This is a genomic window from Pseudomonas sp. MN1F, assembly GCF_009391885.1.
Taxonomy (GTDB): domain Bacteria; phylum Pseudomonadota; class Gammaproteobacteria; order Pseudomonadales; family Pseudomonadaceae; genus Aquipseudomonas.
The window spans coordinates 68,629-88,696 of the sequence record NZ_VZII01000014.1 but is presented as its reverse complement, the minus strand read 5'-3'; the positions used below and the strand labels follow the sequence as shown (position 1 = coordinate 88,696).

At 64.2% G+C, this 20,068-nt stretch carries 18 protein-coding genes; 13 read left to right on the top strand and 5 right to left on the bottom strand.

The window, feature by feature from the left end; genetic code table 11:
- Positions 1-14: 14 nt before the first annotated feature.
- Positions 15-377, bottom strand: coding sequence for an ATP-dependent Clp protease adapter ClpS (gene clpS, locus F6X59_RS09310; protein ID WP_003251220.1), 363 nt, complete (start codon positions 375-377; stop codon positions 15-17).
- Between the two features lie 230 nt (positions 378-607).
- On the opposite strand from clpS, the gene cspD reads away from it, so the two are divergent.
- A complete protein-coding gene (gene cspD / locus F6X59_RS09305; RefSeq protein WP_152955989.1) occupies positions 608-874 on the top strand; it encodes a cold shock domain-containing protein CspD in 267 nt (88 codons plus the stop codon).
- Between the two features lie 70 nt (positions 875-944).
- Here the strand turns inward: cspD and icd are convergent, their stop codons facing one another.
- Positions 945-2,201: an NADP-dependent isocitrate dehydrogenase gene (gene icd / locus F6X59_RS09300; RefSeq protein WP_152955988.1), complete on the bottom strand. Its 1,257-nt coding sequence runs from the start codon at positions 2,199-2,201 to the stop codon at positions 945-947.
- Positions 2,202-2,614: 413 nt separating this feature from the next.
- Between icd and F6X59_RS09295 the strand changes: the two genes are divergently transcribed.
- The 8 genes from F6X59_RS09295 (at position 2,615) to F6X59_RS09260 (ending at position 12,525) form a co-directional block, all read left to right on the top strand.
- The gene (locus F6X59_RS09295) at positions 2,615-4,840 is read left to right on the top strand and encodes an NADP-dependent isocitrate dehydrogenase (RefSeq protein WP_152955987.1); all 2,226 of its coding nucleotides are present in this window, start codon (positions 2,615-2,617) and stop codon (positions 4,838-4,840) included.
- A gap of 73 nt (positions 4,841-4,913) precedes the next feature.
- Positions 4,914-5,354: an NUDIX hydrolase gene (locus F6X59_RS09290; protein ID WP_152955986.1), complete on the top strand. Its 441-nt coding sequence runs from the start codon at positions 4,914-4,916 to the stop codon at positions 5,352-5,354.
- Positions 5,355-5,413: 59 nt separating this feature from the next.
- Complete coding sequence (mnmA, locus tag F6X59_RS09285; protein WP_152955985.1) at positions 5,414-6,538, top strand: tRNA 2-thiouridine(34) synthase MnmA; 1,125 nt, start codon at positions 5,414-5,416, stop codon at positions 6,536-6,538.
- Positions 6,535-7,161: a high frequency lysogenization protein HflD gene (gene hflD / locus F6X59_RS09280; protein WP_027919723.1), complete on the top strand. Its 627-nt coding sequence runs from the start codon at positions 6,535-6,537 to the stop codon at positions 7,159-7,161. The genes mnmA and hflD overlap by 4 nt, the downstream gene beginning before the upstream one ends.
- Positions 7,162-7,365: 204 nt before the next feature.
- On the top strand, positions 7,366-8,736 hold the full coding sequence (gene purB, locus F6X59_RS09275) for an adenylosuccinate lyase (protein WP_152955984.1): 1,371 nt from the start codon (positions 7,366-7,368) through the stop codon (positions 8,734-8,736).
- A gap of 81 nt (positions 8,737-8,817) precedes the next feature.
- The gene (locus F6X59_RS09270) at positions 8,818-9,984 is read left to right on the top strand and encodes a cupin domain-containing protein (RefSeq protein ID WP_152955983.1); all 1,167 of its coding nucleotides are present in this window, start codon (positions 8,818-8,820) and stop codon (positions 9,982-9,984) included.
- Complete coding sequence (locus F6X59_RS09265) at positions 9,977-10,405, top strand: GNAT family N-acetyltransferase (RefSeq protein ID WP_152955982.1); 429 nt, start codon at positions 9,977-9,979, stop codon at positions 10,403-10,405. Before F6X59_RS09270 ends, F6X59_RS09265 begins: the two co-directional genes overlap by 8 nt.
- 167 nt (positions 10,406-10,572) lie before the next feature.
- A complete protein-coding gene (locus F6X59_RS09260; RefSeq protein WP_152956140.1) occupies positions 10,573-12,525 on the top strand; it encodes a DNA topoisomerase III in 1,953 nt (650 codons plus the stop codon).
- An 11-nt stretch (positions 12,526-12,536) separates the two neighbouring features.
- On the opposite strand, the gene F6X59_RS09255 is transcribed toward F6X59_RS09260, so the two are convergent.
- The 3 genes from F6X59_RS09255 to F6X59_RS09245 all read right to left on the bottom strand — a co-directional run bounded on the left by F6X59_RS09255 (position 12,537) and on the right by F6X59_RS09245 (position 15,724).
- Positions 12,537-13,634, bottom strand: coding sequence for an extracellular solute-binding protein (locus F6X59_RS09255; protein WP_152955981.1), 1,098 nt, complete (start codon positions 13,632-13,634; stop codon positions 12,537-12,539).
- Complete coding sequence (aguA, locus tag F6X59_RS09250) at positions 13,634-14,743, bottom strand: agmatine deiminase (RefSeq protein WP_152955980.1); 1,110 nt, start codon at positions 14,741-14,743, stop codon at positions 13,634-13,636. Before aguA ends, F6X59_RS09255 begins: the two co-directional genes overlap by 1 nt.
- A 93-nt stretch (positions 14,744-14,836) precedes the next feature.
- Complete coding sequence (locus tag F6X59_RS09245) at positions 14,837-15,724, bottom strand: LysR substrate-binding domain-containing protein (RefSeq protein ID WP_152955979.1); 888 nt, start codon at positions 15,722-15,724, stop codon at positions 14,837-14,839.
- A gap of 131 nt (positions 15,725-15,855) precedes the next feature.
- On the opposite strand from F6X59_RS09245, the gene F6X59_RS09240 reads away from it, so the two are divergent.
- From F6X59_RS09240 to F6X59_RS09225, 4 genes are all read left to right on the top strand, one after another.
- Positions 15,856-17,145, top strand: coding sequence for an FAD-binding oxidoreductase (locus tag F6X59_RS09240; protein ID WP_152955978.1), 1,290 nt, complete (start codon positions 15,856-15,858; stop codon positions 17,143-17,145).
- On the top strand, positions 17,138-17,689 hold the full coding sequence (locus tag F6X59_RS09235) for a helix-turn-helix domain-containing protein (RefSeq protein ID WP_152955977.1): 552 nt from the start codon (positions 17,138-17,140) through the stop codon (positions 17,687-17,689). Before F6X59_RS09240 ends, F6X59_RS09235 begins: the two co-directional genes overlap by 8 nt.
- 9 nt (positions 17,690-17,698) lie before the next feature.
- Positions 17,699-19,051: a glutamine synthetase family protein gene (locus F6X59_RS09230; RefSeq protein WP_152955976.1), complete on the top strand. Its 1,353-nt coding sequence runs from the start codon at positions 17,699-17,701 to the stop codon at positions 19,049-19,051.
- Between the two features lie 130 nt (positions 19,052-19,181).
- Positions 19,182-20,012, top strand: coding sequence for an alpha/beta fold hydrolase (locus F6X59_RS09225; protein WP_152955975.1), 831 nt, complete (start codon positions 19,182-19,184; stop codon positions 20,010-20,012).
- The last annotated feature ends 56 nt before the right edge of the window (positions 20,013-20,068 follow it).

Genomic DNA, 20,068 nt, shown 5'->3' with positions numbered 1-20,068 from the left:
CAAGTGGTCGGCGATTAACCGTCCTTCTCGATTTCACAGAGTAGCGGATGCTGGCTTTCCCTGGCGTATTGGTTGACCTGCATGGCCTTTGTTTCGGCGATGTCACGGGTAAACAATCCGCACACTGCCCGCCCTTCGGTATGGACGGTCAGCATGATCTTGGTCGCCAGCTCGCGGTTCAGACTGAAGAACGTTTCGAGCACTTCGACGACGAAATCCATCGGCGTGTAGTCATCGTTGAACAAAACCACCTTGTACATCGGTGGCGCCTGCAGGATCGGCTTGGCTTCCTGTACTGCAAGCCCCGAGCCGTCGTCCTCATTGGATTGCGGGCGATCCTGATTGAATGTTAGTCGAATCTCACTGGGTGCATGCATGGAAAGAATTTCATCATGAGCGTCAGGTTAAGGTTGTGGGTTGACTGCATTGGCGGCCGCTGGCGCACGCGCCACCTGACCTTGACTATCGGCAAAACGGTGTTACAACCAATAAGAACCCACCGTGGTCGATAAAGATCCGCGCAGTCAACCAGATTTTTCGCATGGTTCGTATGCGGATGAAGTGGATGATACTCCAGTGATGGAGTCCTTTGCAGAGGGACATAGGGATGGCAAGCGGTAAAGTCAAGTGGTTCAACAATGCCAAGGGCTACGGATTCGTCAATGAGGAGGGTAAAACCGAGGATCTGTTCGCGCACTATTCAGCGGTGCAGATGGACGGATACAAGACGCTCAAGGCCGGCCAATCCGTGGTATTCGAGATCATTCAGGGCCCTAAAGGCCTGCATGCGGTCAATATCAGGGACGCCGCCGCTGTTGCTGCCACCACGGCCAGCGCCGCAGGCCAGTCCGAGGGCGTAACCGTGCAAGTCTGACCCTTGCCCTCTGCCGCTATACGAAAAAACCGGCCGCTTCTTTAATGGAAGCGGCCGGTTTTCTATTGCCTTACATATGCTTGATCATCGCGTCACCAAAGCCCGAGCTGCCCACCAACGTAGCGCCGTCCATCAAGCGCTCGAAGTCGTAGGTCACGGTCTTGGCCGCGATCGCGCCGTTGGTGCCCTTGATGATCAGGTCGGCCGCCTCGGTCCAGCCCATGTGGCGCAGCATCATCTCCGCTGACAGGATCACCGAACCCGGGTTGACCTTGTCCTGCCCGGCATACTTCGGCGCAGTACCGTGGGTAGCCTCGAACATGGCCACCGTGTCGGACAGGTTGGCGCCTGGCGCGATGCCGATACCACCCACCTCCGCCGCCAGGGCGTCGGACAGGTAGTCACCGTTGAGGTTGAGGGTGGCGATCACATCGTACTCGGCCGGGCGGAGCAGGATCTGCTGGAGCATGGCGTCAGCAATGGCGTCCTTGACGATCACCTCACGGCCGCTCTTGGGGTTCTTGAACTTCATCCATGGGCCACCATCGAGCAGTTCGGCGCCGAACTCGTCGCGAGCCACTTCGTAGCCCCAGTCCTTGAAGGCACCCTCGGTGAACTTCATGATGTTGCCCTTGTGCACCAGGGTCAGCGACTCGCGATCGTTATCCACCACATACTGCAGCGCCTTGCGCACCAGGCGCTTGGTGCCCTCGCGGGAGACCGGCTTGACGCCGATGCCACAATCCTGGTCGAAACGGATCTTGGTGACGCCCATTTCCTCCTTGAGGAACTTGATCACCTTGTTCGCTTCAGGCGAGCCGGCCTTCCACTCAATACCGGCATAGATGTCCTCGGAGTTCTCGCGGAAGATCACCATGTCGACATCGCCGGGTTTCTTCACCGGGCTTGGCACGCCCTGGAACCACAGCACCGGGCGCAGGCACACATAAAGGTCGAGCTGCTGGCGCAGGGCCACGTTGAGCGAGCGAATGCCGCCACCGACCGGAGTGGTCAGCGGCCCCTTGATCGACACCACGTAGTCTCTCACCGCATCCAGGGTTTCCTGGGGCAGCCAGGTGTCCTGGTCATATACCTGGGTGGCCTTCTCGCCGGCATACACTTCCATCCAGGCGATCTTGCGCTTGCCGCCGTAGGCCTTCTGCACGGCGGCATCGACCACCTTGATCATCACTGGCGAAACATCGACGCCAATCCCGTCACCTTCGATATAAGGAATGATCGGGTTGTCGGGCACGTTGAGCGAATGGTCTGCATTGACGGTGATCTTGGTGCCGTCGGTCGGAACCTTGATTTTCTGGTATCCCATGCTTGCACTACTCCGCTGTCGGGTGTGATTGGACATCATGCGATGCAATGAGCCTAAACCACATCCGTCGACCTGCAAGCGGTGCGGCAATTCACCACATTGCCCCTACGTCTTTGGTCTTATAAATGGCGCCGATGTCACTTCGCCTTGCTGAATAGCCCGAATGGTTTGGTATACTCCGCCGCGACCGAAGGGTCATCGGGGCGAATCCCAGGAAAATGCGGACCGCCCTTGGCCATGAAGGCCGAAAAAGTCTGGGTTGTTACCGCAGCTCAGCATTGACGCTCGACTGATGCATCCACCATCACCGCTCGCAGCCTCTCGACTTTCCGCTCATGGCGTTGCCAGGGCGATGCGCCTACCCTGCGCAACACGAGACTCGAGCACGCTCAGCACACAGAGAGTTAACCCGCATGCCCACCCGTTCCAAGATCATCTATACCTTCACCGACGAAGCCCCCGCCCTCGCCACCTACTCGCTGCTGCCGATCGTCGAAGCCTTCACAGCTTGCGCTGACATCGCCGTCGAAACTCGCGACATCTCCCTGGCTGGCCGTATCCTCGCCGCCTTCCCGGAGCAACTGGGCGCAGAGAAGCAAGTAGGCGATCACCTGGCGGAACTGGGCCAGCTGGCTACCACCCCTGAAGCCAACATCATCAAGCTGCCGAACATCAGCGCCTCGGTACCGCAGCTCAAGGCCGCGATCAAGGAGCTGCAAGGCAAGGGCTTCAACATCCCTGACTACGCCGACGAGCCGTCCACCGAGGCCGAGAAAGAATCCCGCGCCCGCTACGACCGGATCAAGGGCTCGGCCGTGAACCCGGTGCTGCGCGAAGGCAACTCCGACCGCCGCGCGCCGCTGTCGGTCAAGAACTACGCCCGCAAGCACCCGCACAAGATGGGCGCCTGGGCCGCCGACTCGCAGTCGCACGTTGCCCACATGACCAACGGCGACTTCTACGGCAGCGAAAAAGCCGCACTGATCGAGGCTGACGACAGCCTGCGCATCGAGCTGGTCGGCAAAGATGGCAGCACCACCGTGCTGAAAGCCAAGACCGCCGTCAAGGCCGCCGAAATCGTCGACTGCGCCACCATGAGCCGCAAGGCCCTGAAAGCCTTCATCGCCGAGCAGATCGCCGATGCCAAGGCCTCCGGCGTGCTGCTGTCGGTGCACCTGAAGGCCACCATGATGAAGGTCTCCGACCCGATCATGTTCGGCGTCATTGTCGAAGAATTCTACAACGACGTGCTGGCCAAGCACGCCGCCGCCCTGACCCAGGTTGGCTTCAACGCCAACAACGGCATCGGCGACCTGTACGCCCGCATCAAGGACCTGCCAGCTGACAAGCAGGCCGAGATCGAAGCCGACATCCAGGCCCTGTACGCCGAGCGTCCAGCCCTGGCCATGGTCAACTCCGACAAGGGCATCACCAACCTGCACGTGCCGAGCGACGTCATCGTCGACGCCTCGATGCCGGCGATGATCCGTGACTCGGGCAAGATGTGGAACACCGCCGGTGAACTGCAGGATGCCAAGGCGATCATCCCGGATCGTTGCTACGCCGGCATTTACCAGGCCACCATCGAAGACTGCAAAGTCAACGGTGCCTTCGACCCGACCACCATGGGCAGCGTGCCGAACGTCGGCCTGATGGCGCAGAAGGCCGAAGAGTACGGTTCCCACGACAAGACCTTCCAGATCCAGGCCGACGGCGTGGTGCGTGTGGTCGATGGCAAGGGCAAGGTCGTTCTGGAGCAGAACGTCGAAGCCGGTGACATCTTCCGCATGTGCCAGACCAAAGACGCGCCGATCCAGGACTGGGTCAAGCTGGCCGTCAACCGTGCCCGCCTGAGCAACACCCCGGCGGTGTTCTGGCTGGACCCAGCGCGCGCCCACGACGGCGTGATGATCGAGAAGGTACAGAAGTACCTGAAGGATCACGACACCGCTGGCCTGGACATCCGTGTCCTGGCTCCGGTCGACGCGATCAAGTTCTCCCTGGCCCGCATCCGCGAAGGCAAGGACACCATCTCGGTGACCGGCAACGTGCTGCGCGACTACCTGACCGACCTGTTCCCGATCATGGAACTGGGCACCAGCGCCAAGATGCTGTCGATCGTGCCGCTGATGAACGGCGGTGGCCTGTTCGAAACCGGCGCCGGTGGTTCGGCTCCGAAGCACGTGCAGCAGCTGGTGGAAGAGAACTTCCTGCGTTGGGACTCGCTGGGTGAATTCCTGGCCCTGGCCGCTTCCCTGGAGCACCTGGGCAACACCTACGACAACCCACGCGCCAAGGTCCTGGCCAACACCCTGGACCAGGCTACCGGCAAGTTCCTCGACACCAACAAGTCGCCTTCGCGCAAAGTCGGTGGTATCGACAACCGCGGCAGCCACTTCTACCTGACCCTGTACTGGGCTCAGGCCCTGGCTGCCCAGACTGACGACGCTGCGCTGCAAGCGCGCTTCGCACCGCTGGCGAAAACCCTGGCCGAGAACGAGGAGACCATCGTCGCCGAGCTCAACGCCGTTCAGGGCAAGCCGGCCGACATCGGTGGCTACTACGCCCCGGATGCCGCGCTGACCGCCAAGGTGATGCGCCCAAGCCAGACCCTGAACAGCGCCATTGCCGCCCTGTAAGGTTCGCTTGACGTAACAGCACAAACCCCGGCCACGCACCGGGGTTTGTGCTTTCTGGACAAAGGACCCCGCAATGACCTGGCAACCGCACATCACCGTCGCCACCCTCGTCGAAGACCAAGGCAAGTTCCTTTTCGTCGAAGAATTCAAAGCCGGCCAGCACGTCTTCAACCAACCCGCCGGCCACCTCGAACCCAACGAGACCCTGCCCCAGGCCGCCCTGCGCGAAACCCTGGAAGAAACCGCCTGGGAAGTCGAGCTCACCGGCGTGGTCGGCATCTACCTGTACACCGCGCCAAGCAACGGCGTGACCTACCAGCGCATCTGCTTCGCCGCCCGCCCCGTGCGCCACCATGCCGAGCGGGCGCTGGACAGCGATATCGTCCGCGCCGTGTGGCTGACCCGTGACGAACTGCTGGCCGACCCCTCCCGCTGGCGCAGCGAACTCGTCCCGCGCTGCCTGGACGACTACCTCGACGGCCCGCTGCATAGCCTCGACTTGCTGCGTGACTGACGCGCCGCGCCGGTTTTGATAGAATCGGCGTTTTTCCCCCTTGATACACACCGGTACCCATGACCAGCCCAGCACTCAAAGACCCCGCCAAGACCCGCGTCATCGTCGGCATGTCCGGCGGCGTGGACTCTTCCGTCTCCGCCCTTCTGCTCATGGAGCAGGGCTACCAGGTGGAAGGGCTGTTCATGAAGAACTGGGAAGAAGACGACGGCACCGAATACTGTACCGCCCGTGAAGACCTGGCCGACGCCCAGGCCGTGTGCGACCGCATCGGCATCAAGCTGCACACCGCCAACTTCGCCGCCGAATACTGGGACAACGTGTTCGAGCACTTCCTCGAGGAATACAAGGCCGGCCGCACGCCCAACCCGGACATCCTCTGCAACCGCGAAATCAAGTTCAAGGCGTTCCTCGACTACGCCCTGTCGCTGGGTGCCGACCTGATCGCCACCGGCCACTACGTACGTCGCCGCGACACTCGCGAACTGACCGAACTGCTCAAGGGCCTGGACCCGAACAAGGACCAGAGCTACTTCCTGCACGCCGTCGGCGGCAAAGAGATTGCCCGCACCCTGTTCCCGGTCGGCGAACTGGAAAAGCCCGAAGTGCGCGCCATCGCCGAAAAACACGGCCTGGCCACCGCCAAGAAGAAGGATTCCACCGGGATCTGCTTCATCGGCGAGCGCCGCTTCAGCGACTTCCTCAAGCAGTACCTGCCGGCCCAGCCCGGCGACATCGAAACCACCGAAGGTGAAGTGATCGGCCGCCACCACGGCCTGATGTACCACACCATCGGCCAGCGTCAGGGCTTAGGGATAGGTGGCCTGAAGGACGCCGGTGACGAGCCGTGGTACGTGCTGCACAAGGACCTGACCCGCAATGTGCTGGTGGTCGGCCAAGGCAACGAACACCCGTGGCTGTTCTCCCGCGCCCTGCTCGCCTCGGAAATCTTCTGGGTCAACCCGATCGACCTGAGCAGCCCGCGCCAGCTCACGGCCAAGGTGCGCTACCGTCAGAGCGACCAGCAGTGCACCCTGGAGCTGACCGCAACCGGCTATCGCGCCGTGTTCGACGAGCCGCAGCGCGCCGTGACCCCGGGCCAGTCGGTGGTGTTCTATGACGGCGAAGTGTGCCTGGGCGGCGGCGTGATCGAAACCGCCGAGCCGTGGAGCCCACGCGCATGAGCAACCTGCAGGAGCAGCTGATTGCCCTGGGCGGCGTATTCCAGGCCGCCGTGCTGGTCGACCGCATCGCCCGTACCGGCCAGGCCAGCGAAGCCAACATCGGCTGCATGCTCGGCAGCCTGCTGGTGCGCGACCCCAAGGACACCCTGGAGGTGTTCGGCGGCGACGACCTCAACCTGCGTGACGGTTATCGCGCCCTGGTCGGCGCCCTGGAGCGCGACCCCAGCAGCCTGCAGCGCGAGCCGCTGCGCTACGCGCTGTCGATGCTCGGCCTTGAGCGCCAGCTGAACAAGCGCGGCGACCTGCTCGACACCATCGGCAACCGCCTGCCGCAAATCCAGTCCCAGGCCGACCATTTCGGCCTGGTTCACGAAAATGTCATCGCTTCCAGCGGAGCCTTGTACCAGGACACCCTGAGTACCTTGCGCCAGCGCATCCAGGTGCATGGCGACATGCGCTTCCTGCAGCAGGCCAGCAACGCCTCGAAGATCCGCGCCCTGCTGCTCGCCGGCATCCGCGCCGCGCGCCTGTGGCGCCAGCTGGGCGGGCACCGCTGGCAGCTGGTGTTCAGCCGCCGCAAGCTGCTCAACGAACTGTACGACATGATGCGTTCGCCCTCCTGACGCTGTGGGAGCGGGTTCATCGAAGCGTCGAACCGCCGCGAATGCGATGTTGGCCTCACTGCCGCATTCGCGGGTAAACCCGCTCCCACAGGGATCGCATCAAGCACTTTTATAGGGCTGACCTTTGGTCAGCCACCCGACTCGGGCGCAAAATTCATGTATGATATGCGCCCTTCCAAAAGCCTGACTGTCCGAGAACACCCCATGCAGCTTTCTTCGCTCACTGCGGTTTCCCCTGTAGACGGCCGTTACGCCGGCAAAACCCAGGCCTTGCGCCCCATTTTCAGCGAATTCGGCCTGATCCGTTTCCGCGCCCTGGTCGAAGTGCGCTGGCTGCAGCGCCTGGCCGCCCACCCGCAGATCAGCGAAGTGCCGGCGTTCTCCGCCGAAGCCAACGCCCTGCTGGACAGCCTGGCCAGCGACTTCAAGCTCGAGCACGCCGAACGCGTCAAGGAAATCGAGCGCACCACCAACCACGACGTCAAGGCGATCGAATACCTCCTCAAGGAGCAGGCCGCCAAGCTGCCTGAGCTGGCCAAGGTCAGCGAGTTCATCCACTTCGCCTGCACCAGCGAGGACATCAACAACCTGTCCCACGCCCTGATGCTGCGCGCTGGCCGTGACGACGTGCTGCTGCCGCTGATGCGCCAGATCGCCGACGCCATCCGCGCCCTGGCCCACGCCCACGCCGACGTGCCGATGCTTTCGCGCACCCACGGCCAGCCGGCTTCGCCGACCACCCTGGGCAAAGAGCTGGCCAACGTCGTGTACCGCCTGGAGCGCCAGATCGCCCAGGTTGCCGCCGTGCCGCTGCTGGGCAAGATCAACGGCGCCGTGGGCAACTACAACGCCCACCTGTCGGCCTATTCGCAGATCGACTGGGAAGAAAACGCCCGCGCCTTCATCGAAGACGAGCTGGGCCTGCAGTTCAACCCGTACACCACCCAGATCGAGCCGCACGACTACATCGCCGAGCTGTTCGACGCGATCGCCCGCTTCAACACCATCCTCATCGACTTCGACCGCGACGTCTGGGGTTACATCTCGCTGGGCTACTTCAAGCAGAAGACCGTTGCCGGCGAAATCGGCTCGTCGACCATGCCGCACAAGGTCAACCCGATCGACTTCGAAAACTCCGAAGGCAACTTAGGCATCGCCAACGCGCTGTTCCAGCACCTGGCCAGCAAGCTGCCGATCTCGCGCTGGCAGCGTGACCTGACCGACTCCACCGTGCTGCGCAACCTGGGCGTGGGCTTCGCCCACAGCGTCATCGCCTATGAAGCCAGCCTGAAAGGCATCGGCAAGCTGGAAGTCAACGAAGCCCGCATCGCCGCCGACCTGGACGCCTGCTGGGAAGTCCTCGCCGAGCCGATCCAGACCGTGATGCGCCGCTTCAACATCGAGAACCCCTACGAGAAGCTCAAGGAGCTGACCCGTGGCAAGGGCATCACGCCAGAAGCGCTGCTGACCTTCATCGACGGCCTCGACATGCCGGCCGACGCCAAGGCCGAACTGAAGCTGCTGACCCCGGCTACCTACATCGGTAACGCGGCAGCCCAGGCCAAACGCATCTAAGCTGACCGTCGCGTTCAACGCCCGGCCTAGCCGGGCGTTTTTATTCCCGGACGAAAATTACGTTTTTTCAATAGGTTGAACATGAATCCTGATACTCCACTGCAGCTGCTCGGCGGCATCTCGGCCCGCGAATTCATGCGCGACTACTGGCAGAAGAAGCCACTGCTGGTGCGCCAGGCCTTCCCGGACTTCGAAAGCCCGATCGACCCCGACGAGCTGGCCGGCCTGGCCCTGGAAGAGGAAGTCGAGTCGCGCATCGTCCTTGAACACGGCGCCCACCCATGGGAGCTGCGCCGCGGCCCGTTCACCGAAGACACCTTCGCCGAGCTGCCGGAACAGGACTGGACCCTGCTGGTGCAGGCCGTCGACCAGTTCGTCCCGGAAGTTGCCGAGCTGCTGGAGCACTTCCGCTTCCTGCCGAGCTGGCGTATCGATGACGTGATGATCAGCTTCGCCACCCCAGGCGGCAGCGTCGGCCCGCACTTCGACAACTACGACGTGTTCCTGCTGCAGGGCCACGGCGAGCGCAACTGGAAGATCGGCCAGATGTGCAACAGCGACAGCCCGCTGCTGGAGCACGCCGACCTGCGCATCCTCGCCGAGTTCGAACAGAGCGGCGAATGGACCCTGGAGCCGGGCGACATGCTCTACCTGCCCCCGCGCCTGGCCCACTACGGCGTCGCCGTGGACAACTGCCTGACCTACTCGGTGGGCTTCCGCGCCCCAAGCGCCGCCGAAGTGCTGACCCACTTCACCGACTTCCTCGGCCAGTTCCTGCCGGACGAAGAGCGCTACAGCGACGCCGACGCACAACCTGCCAGCGACCCGCACCAGATCCAGCACGACGCCCTCGACCGCCTCAAGGCGCTGATCGACAAGCACACCAACGACAAGGACCTGCTGCTGACCTGGTTCGGCCAGTTCATGACCGAGCCGCGCTACCCGGAGCAGGTGGTCGGTGAAGAAATGGACGAGGACGAGCTGATCGAAGCCCTGGAAGACGGCGCCATCCTGATCCGCAACCCAAGCGCCCGCATGGCCTGGTCCGAGCTCGGCGACGACCTGATGCTGTTCGCCAGCGGCCGCAGCTGCCCACTGCCGGCCAAGCTGCGCGAACTGCTGAAGCTGGTGTGCTCGGCCGATGCGTTACACATCGACAACCTTGAGCAGTGGTTGCAGGATGAAGATGGCCTTATGCTGGTACAGCAGCTGATCAAACAAGGAAGCCTGGGATTCGCCAATGAATAAGATTCGTGTGCGCCTAGCCGACTGGCACAAGGACAACGCTGATATCCGCCGTATTCGCGAAGCCGTGTTCATTGCCGAGCAGCATGTACCGCCGGAGCTTGAGTGGGATTCGGACGATCCGAGCGCCGCGCACTTCCTGGCGCTGGAAGGCGACTACCCGATCGGCACCGCCCGCCTGCTGCCTGACGGCACCATCGGCCGGGTCTCGGTGCTCAAGGACTGGCGTGGCCTGAAAGTCGGCGATGCACTGATGAATGCAGTGATCGTCGAAGCGCAGGAGCGTGACCTGAAGCAGCAGATGCTCAGTGCGCAGGTGCATGCCACGCCGTTCTACGAACGCCTGGGCTTTCGCGTAGTCAGCGAGGAGTTCCTCGAAGCCGGCATCCCGCACGTGGACATGGTGCGCGACTCGCGCGCCTGATCTGTAACCTGCACTGGCCCTTTCGCGGGTTTACCCGCGAAGAGGCCGGCACAGGTCAAGACACTCCCCCTCACAAAAAACCTGTACATCCATCCAGATAAAACTTGCCTCTGCGCCCCCGCTTGCGCATCCTAGTGCCCATCACTCCCGATGAAGCGTTCCCGGCCATGCGCCTGTTCCTCTGTGAAAAACCCTCCCAGGCCAAAGACATCGCCAAGGTGCTCGGTGCCAACCGCAAGGCCGACGGCTGCTGGCAGGGCACCGACGTCTGCGTGACCTGGTGCATCGGCCACCTGCTGGAAACCGCTCCGCCCGACAGCTACGACAACCGCTACAAGCGCTGGAACCTGGCCGACCTGCCGATCATTCCGGAAAAGTGGAAGATGCTGGTCAAGCCCAAGACCGCCAGCCAGTACAAGGCGGTCAAGCGCCTGCTTGGCGAAGCCCGCGAGCTGGTGATCGCCACCGACGCCGACCGCGAAGGCGAAATGATTGCCCGCGAACTGGTCGAGCATTGCCGCTACCGCGGCCCGATCCAGCGCCTGTGGCTGTCGGCCCTGGACGACGCCTCGATCCGCAAGGCCCTGGCGCGCCTGCTACCCGGCCAGGAAACCTTCAACCTCTACCACTCGGCCCTGGGCCGCTCCCGCGCCGACTGGCTGATCGGCATGAACATGAGCCGGTTGTTCACCCTGCTCGGTCGCCAGTCCGGCTACCAGGGCGTGCTGCCAGTGGGCCGGGTACAAACCCCTACCCTACGCCTGGTGGTCGACCGCGACCGCAGCATCGCTGATTTCGTGCCCGTGCCGTTCTGGGCCATCGATGTCCAGCTGGAAAGTGCCGGCCAGGTTTTCAACGCCCAGTGGCGCGCACCGGAGGACACCTGTGACGACCAGGGCCGCTGCCTCAATCAGGCGCTGGCCCAGCAGGCCGCTGCCGACATGAACAATGCCGGTACGGCACGGGTACTCAAGGTCGCCACCGAGCGCGTGCGCGAGGCCGCACCACTGCCCTTCGACCTCGGTACCCTGCAGGAGCTATGCTCGAAAAAGTTTGGCCTTGGCGCCCAGGAAACCCTCGACATCGCCCAGGCGCTGTACGAAACCCACAAGCTGATCACCTACCCGCGCAGCGACTGCGGCTACCTGCCGGTCAGCCAGCACGGCGAGGCGCCGGCCATCCTCGCGGCGCTGCAGCGGGCCGACGCCAGCCTGGCGCCGCTGCAAGCGCACCTGGAGCCACAGCGCCGATCACGCGCCTGGAACGACGCCAAGGTCAGCGCCCACCACGGCATCATCCCCACGGCAGCCGCCAGCGACCCGGCTCGCCTGCCGGCCAAACACAAGGCGGTCTATACCCTGATCCGTGCCCGCTACCTGGCGCAGTTCCTGCCCAACCACGAGTGCGACCGCACCCAGGCCGAGTTCGACTGCGCCGGCCATGCCCTGCGCGCCGTCGGCAAGCAAATCGTCGAGCCCGGCTGGCGCCGCGCCCTGCCCGAGGCGCTGACCCCGGCCAAGGGCCGCGAGGCCCAGCCAGCCCAGGTGCTGCCGGCCTTGCGTGAAGGCCAGGCCTGCAACGTGCACGGTTTGCAACTGAAGGACCTGTGGACCCAGCCACCCAAACCGTTCACCGAAGGCGACCTGATCAAGGCGATGAAGAACGTCGCCAAGCTGGTGGACGACCCAAAGCTGAAACAGAAGCTCAAGGAAACCACCGGGATCGGCACCGAAGCCACCCGCGCCAGCATCATCCAGGGCTTGCTCGACCGCGGTTATCTGCTGAAGAACGGCAAGGCCCTGTCCGCCACCCCAGCCGCCTTCAGCCTGATCGACGCCGTGCCCCGCGCCATTGCCGACCCCGGTACCACGGCCATCTGGGAACAGGCGCTGGACATGGTGCAGAGTGGCGAGATGAGCCTGGAAGAGTTCGTCACCCGGCAGTCGGCATGGATGGGCAAGCTGGTGGAGCGTTGCCGGGGGATGCGCATGACCATTACCGGGCCGGCGGTGGGCAAGGCGGCGCCGTGGAAGAAGAAGCGCCGCAGCAGTGCCGCAAAAGGCAAGGCGGCTGAAGGCAAAACTACTGCCCGCAAACCAAGGCGCAAAGCTTCAAGCTGATGGGTTGCCTGTCAGGTACCACTCTTCAGTCGGCTGAACGCCCGGGTCAGCTCGCGGTTGAACTCCTTGCCATTGTCATTCTTGCCATACAACCGCGCCCTCACTTCGGCAGGCGGATAAGTCCCCGGCGCATTGCGGATCTGCGCATCCACCAGCCCATCCGCCGCCGTGATCGCATTGGCGTAATGGATGGTGTCGGTAATCGGCGCGATCACATCCGGCCGCATCAGGTAGTCCACCAACTTCCACGCCGCATCCGCATGCGGTGCATCCTTGGGCACCACCAGCGCATCCAGCCAGATCAACGTGCCCTCCTTCGGAATGCTGTAATCCAGCTCAAACGCCTTGCCCGCCTGCTGCGCCTGCCCCGCGGCGATGGCCACGTTGCCGTTCCACGACATCGCCACACAGGTTTCGCCATTGGCCAGGTCGTTGATGTTGCGGTCATTGTCAAAGTAGCGAATGTACGGGCGCACCTTGCGCAGCTGCACCTCGGCCGCCTTCAGGTCCTCAAGGCGCTGCTGATTGATGTCCAGGCCCATGTAGCGCATCACCGCAGCAAACACTTCGTTGGGGTCGTTGAGCAGGCTCACCCCGCAGTCGGCGAATTTCGCCACCACCTGCGGGTCGAACAGCATCGCCCAACTGTCCAGCGGCGCGTCGCCCATACGCGCAGTTACTGCCTGCTGCTGGTAGCCCACCCCTGTGGTGCCCCAGGCATAGGTCCCGGCATAGCGGTTGCCCGGGTCGAACAAGGCCATGTGCTGGCGGAACTCTTCACCCACCCCAGCCAGGTGCGGCAGCCGGGCTTTGTCCAGCGGCTGCAGGGCGCCGCTGGCAATGGCCCGGCTCAGGTGCTGGCCGGCGGTCAGTACCACGTCGTAGCCACTGCCACCGGTCAACAGCTTGGTCTCGGCCGTTTCCAGCGAGTCGAAGTGATCGGCCACCACACGAATGCCGGTTTCCTGCTCGAACCGGGTCAAGGTATCGGGGGCAAGGTACTCGCCCCAGATATACAGGTTGACGGTCGGCTGTTGTGCCTCGGCAGCCTGGGCCGCCGAGGCGGCGCAGCCCAGGGCGAGCGCAAGGGTGAGTGCGCTCAGCTTCATCAGCGGCGGCCTCCTGCGTATTGCGGCATGGTGATGCAGGCGACATTGCCGCCGCCAAGCAGGATCTCGCGGGAGTTCTCGATACCGATGATGCGGTGATCGGGGAACAGCTCGGCCAGGGTCGCCTGGGCAACGGCGTCATTGCGGTCGCCAAACAGCGGCACGACGATGGCCGAGTTGCCGGCGTAATAGTTGATGTACGAGGCACAGATCTGGGTACCGGCCTCGCGCAGGTGTGTACCTTCGACCTGATCCAGCCCTGCGGCCTCTTCGGCCGTCCAGCGCAGCACGTCGGGCTGGGGCAGCTTGTGTACCTTGAGTTCACGCCCACGGGCATCGCGGCTGCTGCGCAGGATGTCGTAGGCCTCCTGGTAGATTTCCCACTGTGGGTCGTCACGGTTGTCGGTCCATTGCAGCACCACTTCGCCGGGGCGCACGAAGCAGGCCAGGTCGTCGACGTGGCCATCGGTCTCGTCGAACTTGCAACCACGCGGCAGCCAGATCACCTGCTCGGCACCCAGGTAGTCTTCAAGGCGACGGGTCACCTCGGCCTTGCCCAGGTGGGCGTTGCGGTTGCGGTTGAGCAGGCATTGCTCGGTGGTCAGTAGGCTGCCCTGGCCGTCACTCTGGATGCCGCCAAGCTCGGCGATCAGCGGCGCACGGTAGCGGTCCAGGCCTTCGATTTCGAGGATCTTCTGGGCAATCTGGTCGTCCTTGTCCCACGGGTAGTAGAGGCCACCATCGAGCCCGCCGTAGGCGTTGAACTCGAAGTCGACACCGCGCACTTCACCACTGTTGTCATTGACTACAAAGCAGGCACCGCTGTCACGGAACCAAGTGTCGTTGCAGGTCATTTCCACCACCCGCACCTGCGCTGGCAGCAGGCGTCGGGCGTTGGCGTACTGGGCAGCGGAGGCGCAGACCGTGACCGGCTCGCTGGAGGCGATCGCCGTGACGATCTCGACCCAGACCTTCTGCGCAGGCTTGGCGCCATTGCGCCAGACATCCGGGCGCTCAGGCCAGCCGAGCCAGCAGCCAGCCTTGCGCTCGAATTCGCCGGGCAGGCGGAAACCATCGGCCTTGGGGGTGGTGGTGAGCGAACGTGCCATGGGTCAACCTCGTGTCGGTGAGTGATGGCTGCACGCTACGCCGCCGCGCTGGCGGCATCCAACGATGAAAACTCAGCGATAGCTGAATTCAATTCAGCTATCGCCCAGCTGTTCGATGAACCATTCGATGAAGTCGGCCACCGGCGCACGCTCCAGGCGCAGCCGTTCGCACACCAGCGCGTACTGCCCCTGGGCCGTCACGCTGGCACTGAACGGGCGCACCAGCCGGCCGCTCTGCAGGTCAGCCTGGCAGGTCAGGTTGTCGCCCATCGCCACGCCCTGCCCCAGCAGCGCGGCCTCCAGCGCCAGCGCGGCATGGGGGAAATACAGCTGACGGGTGGGCAAGGCGTCCTCGGCATGGGTGGCCAGCCAGGTGGTCCAGGTGCGGCCATCCTGGTCGTCGTGCAACAGGCAGTGGCGCACCAGCTCGCGCGGGCGCTTGAGGCCGCCCTGGTTGAACAGGCCCGGGCTGCACACCGGAAAGAACTGCAGCAACGGCAGTGGCCGAACGAAGTGGGTGCTGGCGTCCAGGGCGCTGGTGCCGTAGGTGATGGCCAGGTCGACGTCCAGCGCCGGGGCGCCGGCATCAATCGGCTGATCGTGCAGGTGCAGGGTGATGTGCGGGTAGCGGCTGCTGAAGTCGGCCAGGCGCGCGACCAGCCATTTTTGCGCCAGCTCCGCTGTCACCGCCACCCTCAGCACCGCTTGGGACGCCGGGTCACGCAACTCGTCGCAGGCCTTGCCGATCAGCTCGAAGGCCTGTTGCAGGTGATGCAGCAGGCGTTCGGCTTCGGCGCTGGGGCGCACCTGGCGGCCCACGCGCTCGAACAGGGCGACACCGAGCTGCTCCTCGAGCTGGCGAATCTGGTGGCTGACGGCGCTGTCGGTGACGCACAACTCAGCGGCGGCGCGGCCGAAGTGGCCATGGCGGGCGGCGCATTCGAAGGTGCGCAGGGCGGTCAGGGAAGGCAGGCGGCGCATCGGAGATTCCTGTCAGAGCGGCTTGCGGATCATATACAACCCATCAAGAAAGACGAACGGCCCTGGCGCCATGAAAATTACCTGCTAAATTTTCATGAAAATAACCACAATAAATTTCACGAGGCCCAGGCATGTTCAAGCAATCCGCCCAGCACGTCGCCAGCTACTACGCCCAGACCTACCCCGCCAGCATCCCCCTGCGCCCTACCCTGCAAGGCCCGCACAACACCGATGTGCTGATCATCGGCGCCGGTTTCAGCGGCCTGCACACGGCACTGCGCCTGACCTTGGCCGGCAAACGCGTCACCCTGCTGGAAGCCAGCCGGGTTGCCTGGGCCGCCTCCGGTCGCAACGGTGGCCAGGCGTTGCTGGGCTGGTCGTGCGACATGCCGCCCTTGGAGAAAGCGCTGGGCGTGGAACGCACCCGGCGGCTGCGGGACAGCATGTGCTGGGCCGCCGACGAGATGCGCGAGCTGCCCCTGCGCCATGGCTTCGACATCGACTACCGGCTCGGCAGCCTGTGGACCGCCGTGCTGCCTCGGCGCATCAAGATGCTCGAAGACGCCCTGCACGACGCCGAGCACAAATGGGGCTACGACGCCCTGCGCCTGATCGGCCGTGACGAGCTGCCGCAATGGATCGACAGCCCGCGCTACCAGGCCGCGCTGTATGACGGCAAAGGCGCGCACCTCAACCCGCTGAAGCTGGCCCAGGGCCTGGCTGCCACTATCGAAGCCCATGGCGGGCGCATCTTCGAGCAGAGCCAGGTGCTCGGCTATCAGCCCGGCGCCAACGGCTACGTGGCCCGCACCGAGCATGGCGAGGTGCACTGCGACGTGCTGGTACTGGCCTGCAATGCCTACATCGACCGCCTCGACCGCGGCCTGTCGCGCCGGCTGCTGCCGGTCGGCTCATACCAGGTGGCCACCGCGCCGCTGGATGCCGAGTTCGCCCGCTCGCTGCTGCCGCGCAACAGCTGCGTGATCGACAACCAGTTCGTGCCCGACTACTTCCGCCTCACCCCCGACCACCGCTTGCTGTTCGGCGGTGGCTGCACCTACCTGGGCGGCATCCCCAAGGACGTCGCCAGCGCCACCCGCCCCTACCTGGAACGGGTGTTCCCGCAACTGGCCGGGGTGGCCATCGACTATGCCTGGGGCGGCCACATCGACTGCAGCATCCAGCGCACCCCGGACGTCGGCCGCGAGGGCCAGCGCTACTGGCTGCAAGGTTTCTCCGGCCATGGCGTACTGCCGACCCTGGCCGCCGCGCGGGCGGTCAGCGATGCCATCCTCGGCGACGACGACCTGCTGGCGTTGTACCAGGGCATCGACAACGGCCGCTTCCCCGGCGGTGACCTGCTGGCCGCTCCGCTGGAAGCGGCGGCCAAGGCCTGGTACAGGATGCGCGATCATGTCTGAAGACGCCCAGGGCCTGGCCCTGCTGATCCGCGACCTGCGCAAGCACCGCGGGCTGACCCTCGATGAGCTGGCGGGCAAGGTCAAACGCTCGCTGGGCTTTCTGTCCCAGGTCGAGCGCGGCCTGTCGCAGCCGACCGTGGCCGACCTCACGGCGATCAGCGAAGCCCTGCAGGTGCCGACCACCTACTTCTACCAGGCCAGCCAGCCACCCGCGCTGGACTGGGTCACCCGCCCCGGCGAGCGACGCACCATCTACTACGCCGAAGGCATCAGCGACGTGCTCGCCTCGCCGACCCTCAACGGCCGTTTTGCCATGCTCGAAAGCCACCTGGCGCCCGGCGCCAGCAGTGGCGAGGGGCACCTGGACGACAGCTCCGAGCAAGGGGGTTTCGTCCTCGAGGGTGAACTGACCCTCTGGCTTGCCGAGGACGAGCAAGCCGTGACCCTCGCGCCCAACGACAGCTTCCAGCTGCCACCCAACCGCCACTTTCGCTACGCCAACCTGACCAACCAGACGACCCGCGTCCTCTGGGTATTCCGATGAGAGCACAGCATGACCCTAACAACAGGCTTTCCCGATCTGCTCAGTGAAGTCCGCGCGTTCCGTGCCCGCTACCCCGACGTCAGCCATGTCGACCTGCTCAGCCTGGACATCCCCGGGCACTTCTATGGCAAGCGCTACCCCATCGACATGCTGGAGAAAGTCGCCGCTGGCAGCCCGCTGAAACTGCCGCAGAACTGCGTGCTGTTGGGCGTACAAGGTGGGCTGTTCCCGATTGGCGACTACTGCTTCAACGACGGCGACCCGGATGCCATCCGCCGCCTGATCCCCGGCACGCTCAAGCCGGTAACCTGGGAGCGCGAGCCGCTGGGGCAGATGCTGATCAGCTCCGACGGCACTGCCGCGCCGATCGAGTTCGAGCCCCGCGAGGTCCTCGCCCGTGTGCTGCAGCGCCTCGAACGACGCGGCATTCGCCCGGTGGTGGCGTTCGAACTGGAGTTCTACCTGTTCGACCGTGCGCTCAAGCAAGGCCTGCCGCAGTTCCCGCGTGATCCCCTCAGCGATGACCCCGACGACCAGCCCAACATGCACATCGAACGGCTGTCGCGCTTCAGCGACGTGCTGCACGACATGGTCGACACCGCCAATACGCAAGGTGTAGACGCCAACGTCATCACCGCCGAACTGGGCCCCGGTCAGTTCGAGATCAACTTCGGCCACTGCGACGACGGCCTGCAAGCCGCCGACTGGGCCGCCCTGTTCTGCCGCAGCACCCGCGGGGTGGCGCTCAAGCATGGGCTGCGCGCCTCGTTCATGAGCAAGCCCTACCTGCAGGCGCCGGGCAGCGGCATGCATGTGCATGTGAGCCTGTACGACCAGGCCGGCAACAACCTGCTGGCCGCCGACCAGCAACGCCCGTTGCGCCACGCGGTGGCCGGCTGCCTGGCGCTGCTGCCGCACTGCATGCCGATCTTCGCCGCCAACCACAATGCGTTCCGCCGCTACGGCGCCATGGTCAATGCCGCCAGCCGTGCCAGCTGGGGGTTCGAGGACCGTGATGCGTGCATTCGCATTCCCGAGTCGGATGCGCGCAACCTGCGTATCGAGCATCGGCTGGCGGGGGCGGATGCCAACCCGTACCTGGTGCTGGCGGCGATCCTGTGCGGCATGGAGCATGGGCTGGATGCCGGGCAGGAGCCGATTGCGCCGCTGAACGAAGATCGCAGCAGCGGGATCGATTTCCCCAAGGACATGCTCGGCGCGGTCGCGGCCATGCGCAGCCACCCGGCGGTGAACGAGGGGCTGGGGGAGGAGTTCGTGATGGTGTATTGCGAGAACAAGCGCCAGGACCATCTGGCATTCATGCAGGAAGTCAGTGCGCGGGAGTACCGCTGGTTCCTGTGACATAGATTTTGGCTTCTTCGCGGGTTTACCCGCGAAGAAGCCGGTACCGCCACCACAAATTCCAATGCCGTGCGCAATCCCTCCTATTCTCAATAGCTCACTTCGGTTCGTGCACTGAGGAGACACGACCATGAGCTACGTAACCACGAAGGATGGCGTTCAGATTTTCTACAAGGATTGGGGCCCGCGCGACGCGCCGGTCATCCACTTCCACCACGGCTGGCCGCTCAGCGCCGACGACTGGGACGCGCAGATGCTGTTCTTCCTCGCCAAGGGCTTTCGCGTGGTCGCCCATGACCGCCGCGGCCACGGGCGCTCCAGCCAGGTGTGGGACGGCCACGACATGGACCACTATGCCGACGATGTGGCAGCCGTGGTCGCCCACCTCGGCACCCAGGGCGCGGTGCATGTCGGCCACTCCACCGGAGGCGGCGAAGTGGTGCGCTACATGGCTCGGCACCCTGGTGACCCGGTCGCCAAAGCCGTGCTGATCGCCGCCGTGCCGCCGCTGATGGTGCAGACACCGGCCAACCCCGGCGGCCTGCCCAAGTCGGTGTTCGACGGCTTCCAGGCCCAGGTCGCCAGCAACCGTGCGCAGTTCTATCGCGATGTGCCGACAGGGCCGTTCTATGGCTACAACCGGCCGGGCGTAGAGGCGTCGGAAGGTATCATTGGCAACTGGTGGCGCCAGGGCATGATCGGTAGCGCCAAAGCACATTACGACGGCATCGTGGCGTTTTCGCAGACCGATTTCACCGAGGATCTCAAAGGCATCAAACAGCCCGTGCTGGTGATGCATGGCGATGATGACCAGATCGTACCCTACGAGAACTCCGGTCCGCTGTCGGCCAAGTTGCTGCCCAATGGCACCTTGAAGACCTACAAGGGATACCCGCATGGCATGCCGACCACGCATGCAGATGTGATCAATGCGGATCTGCTGGCGTTCATCCAGAGTTGATGGGGATTGCTGTACCGGCCTCTTCGCGGCGGTTCGACGCCTCGACAAGCCCGCAG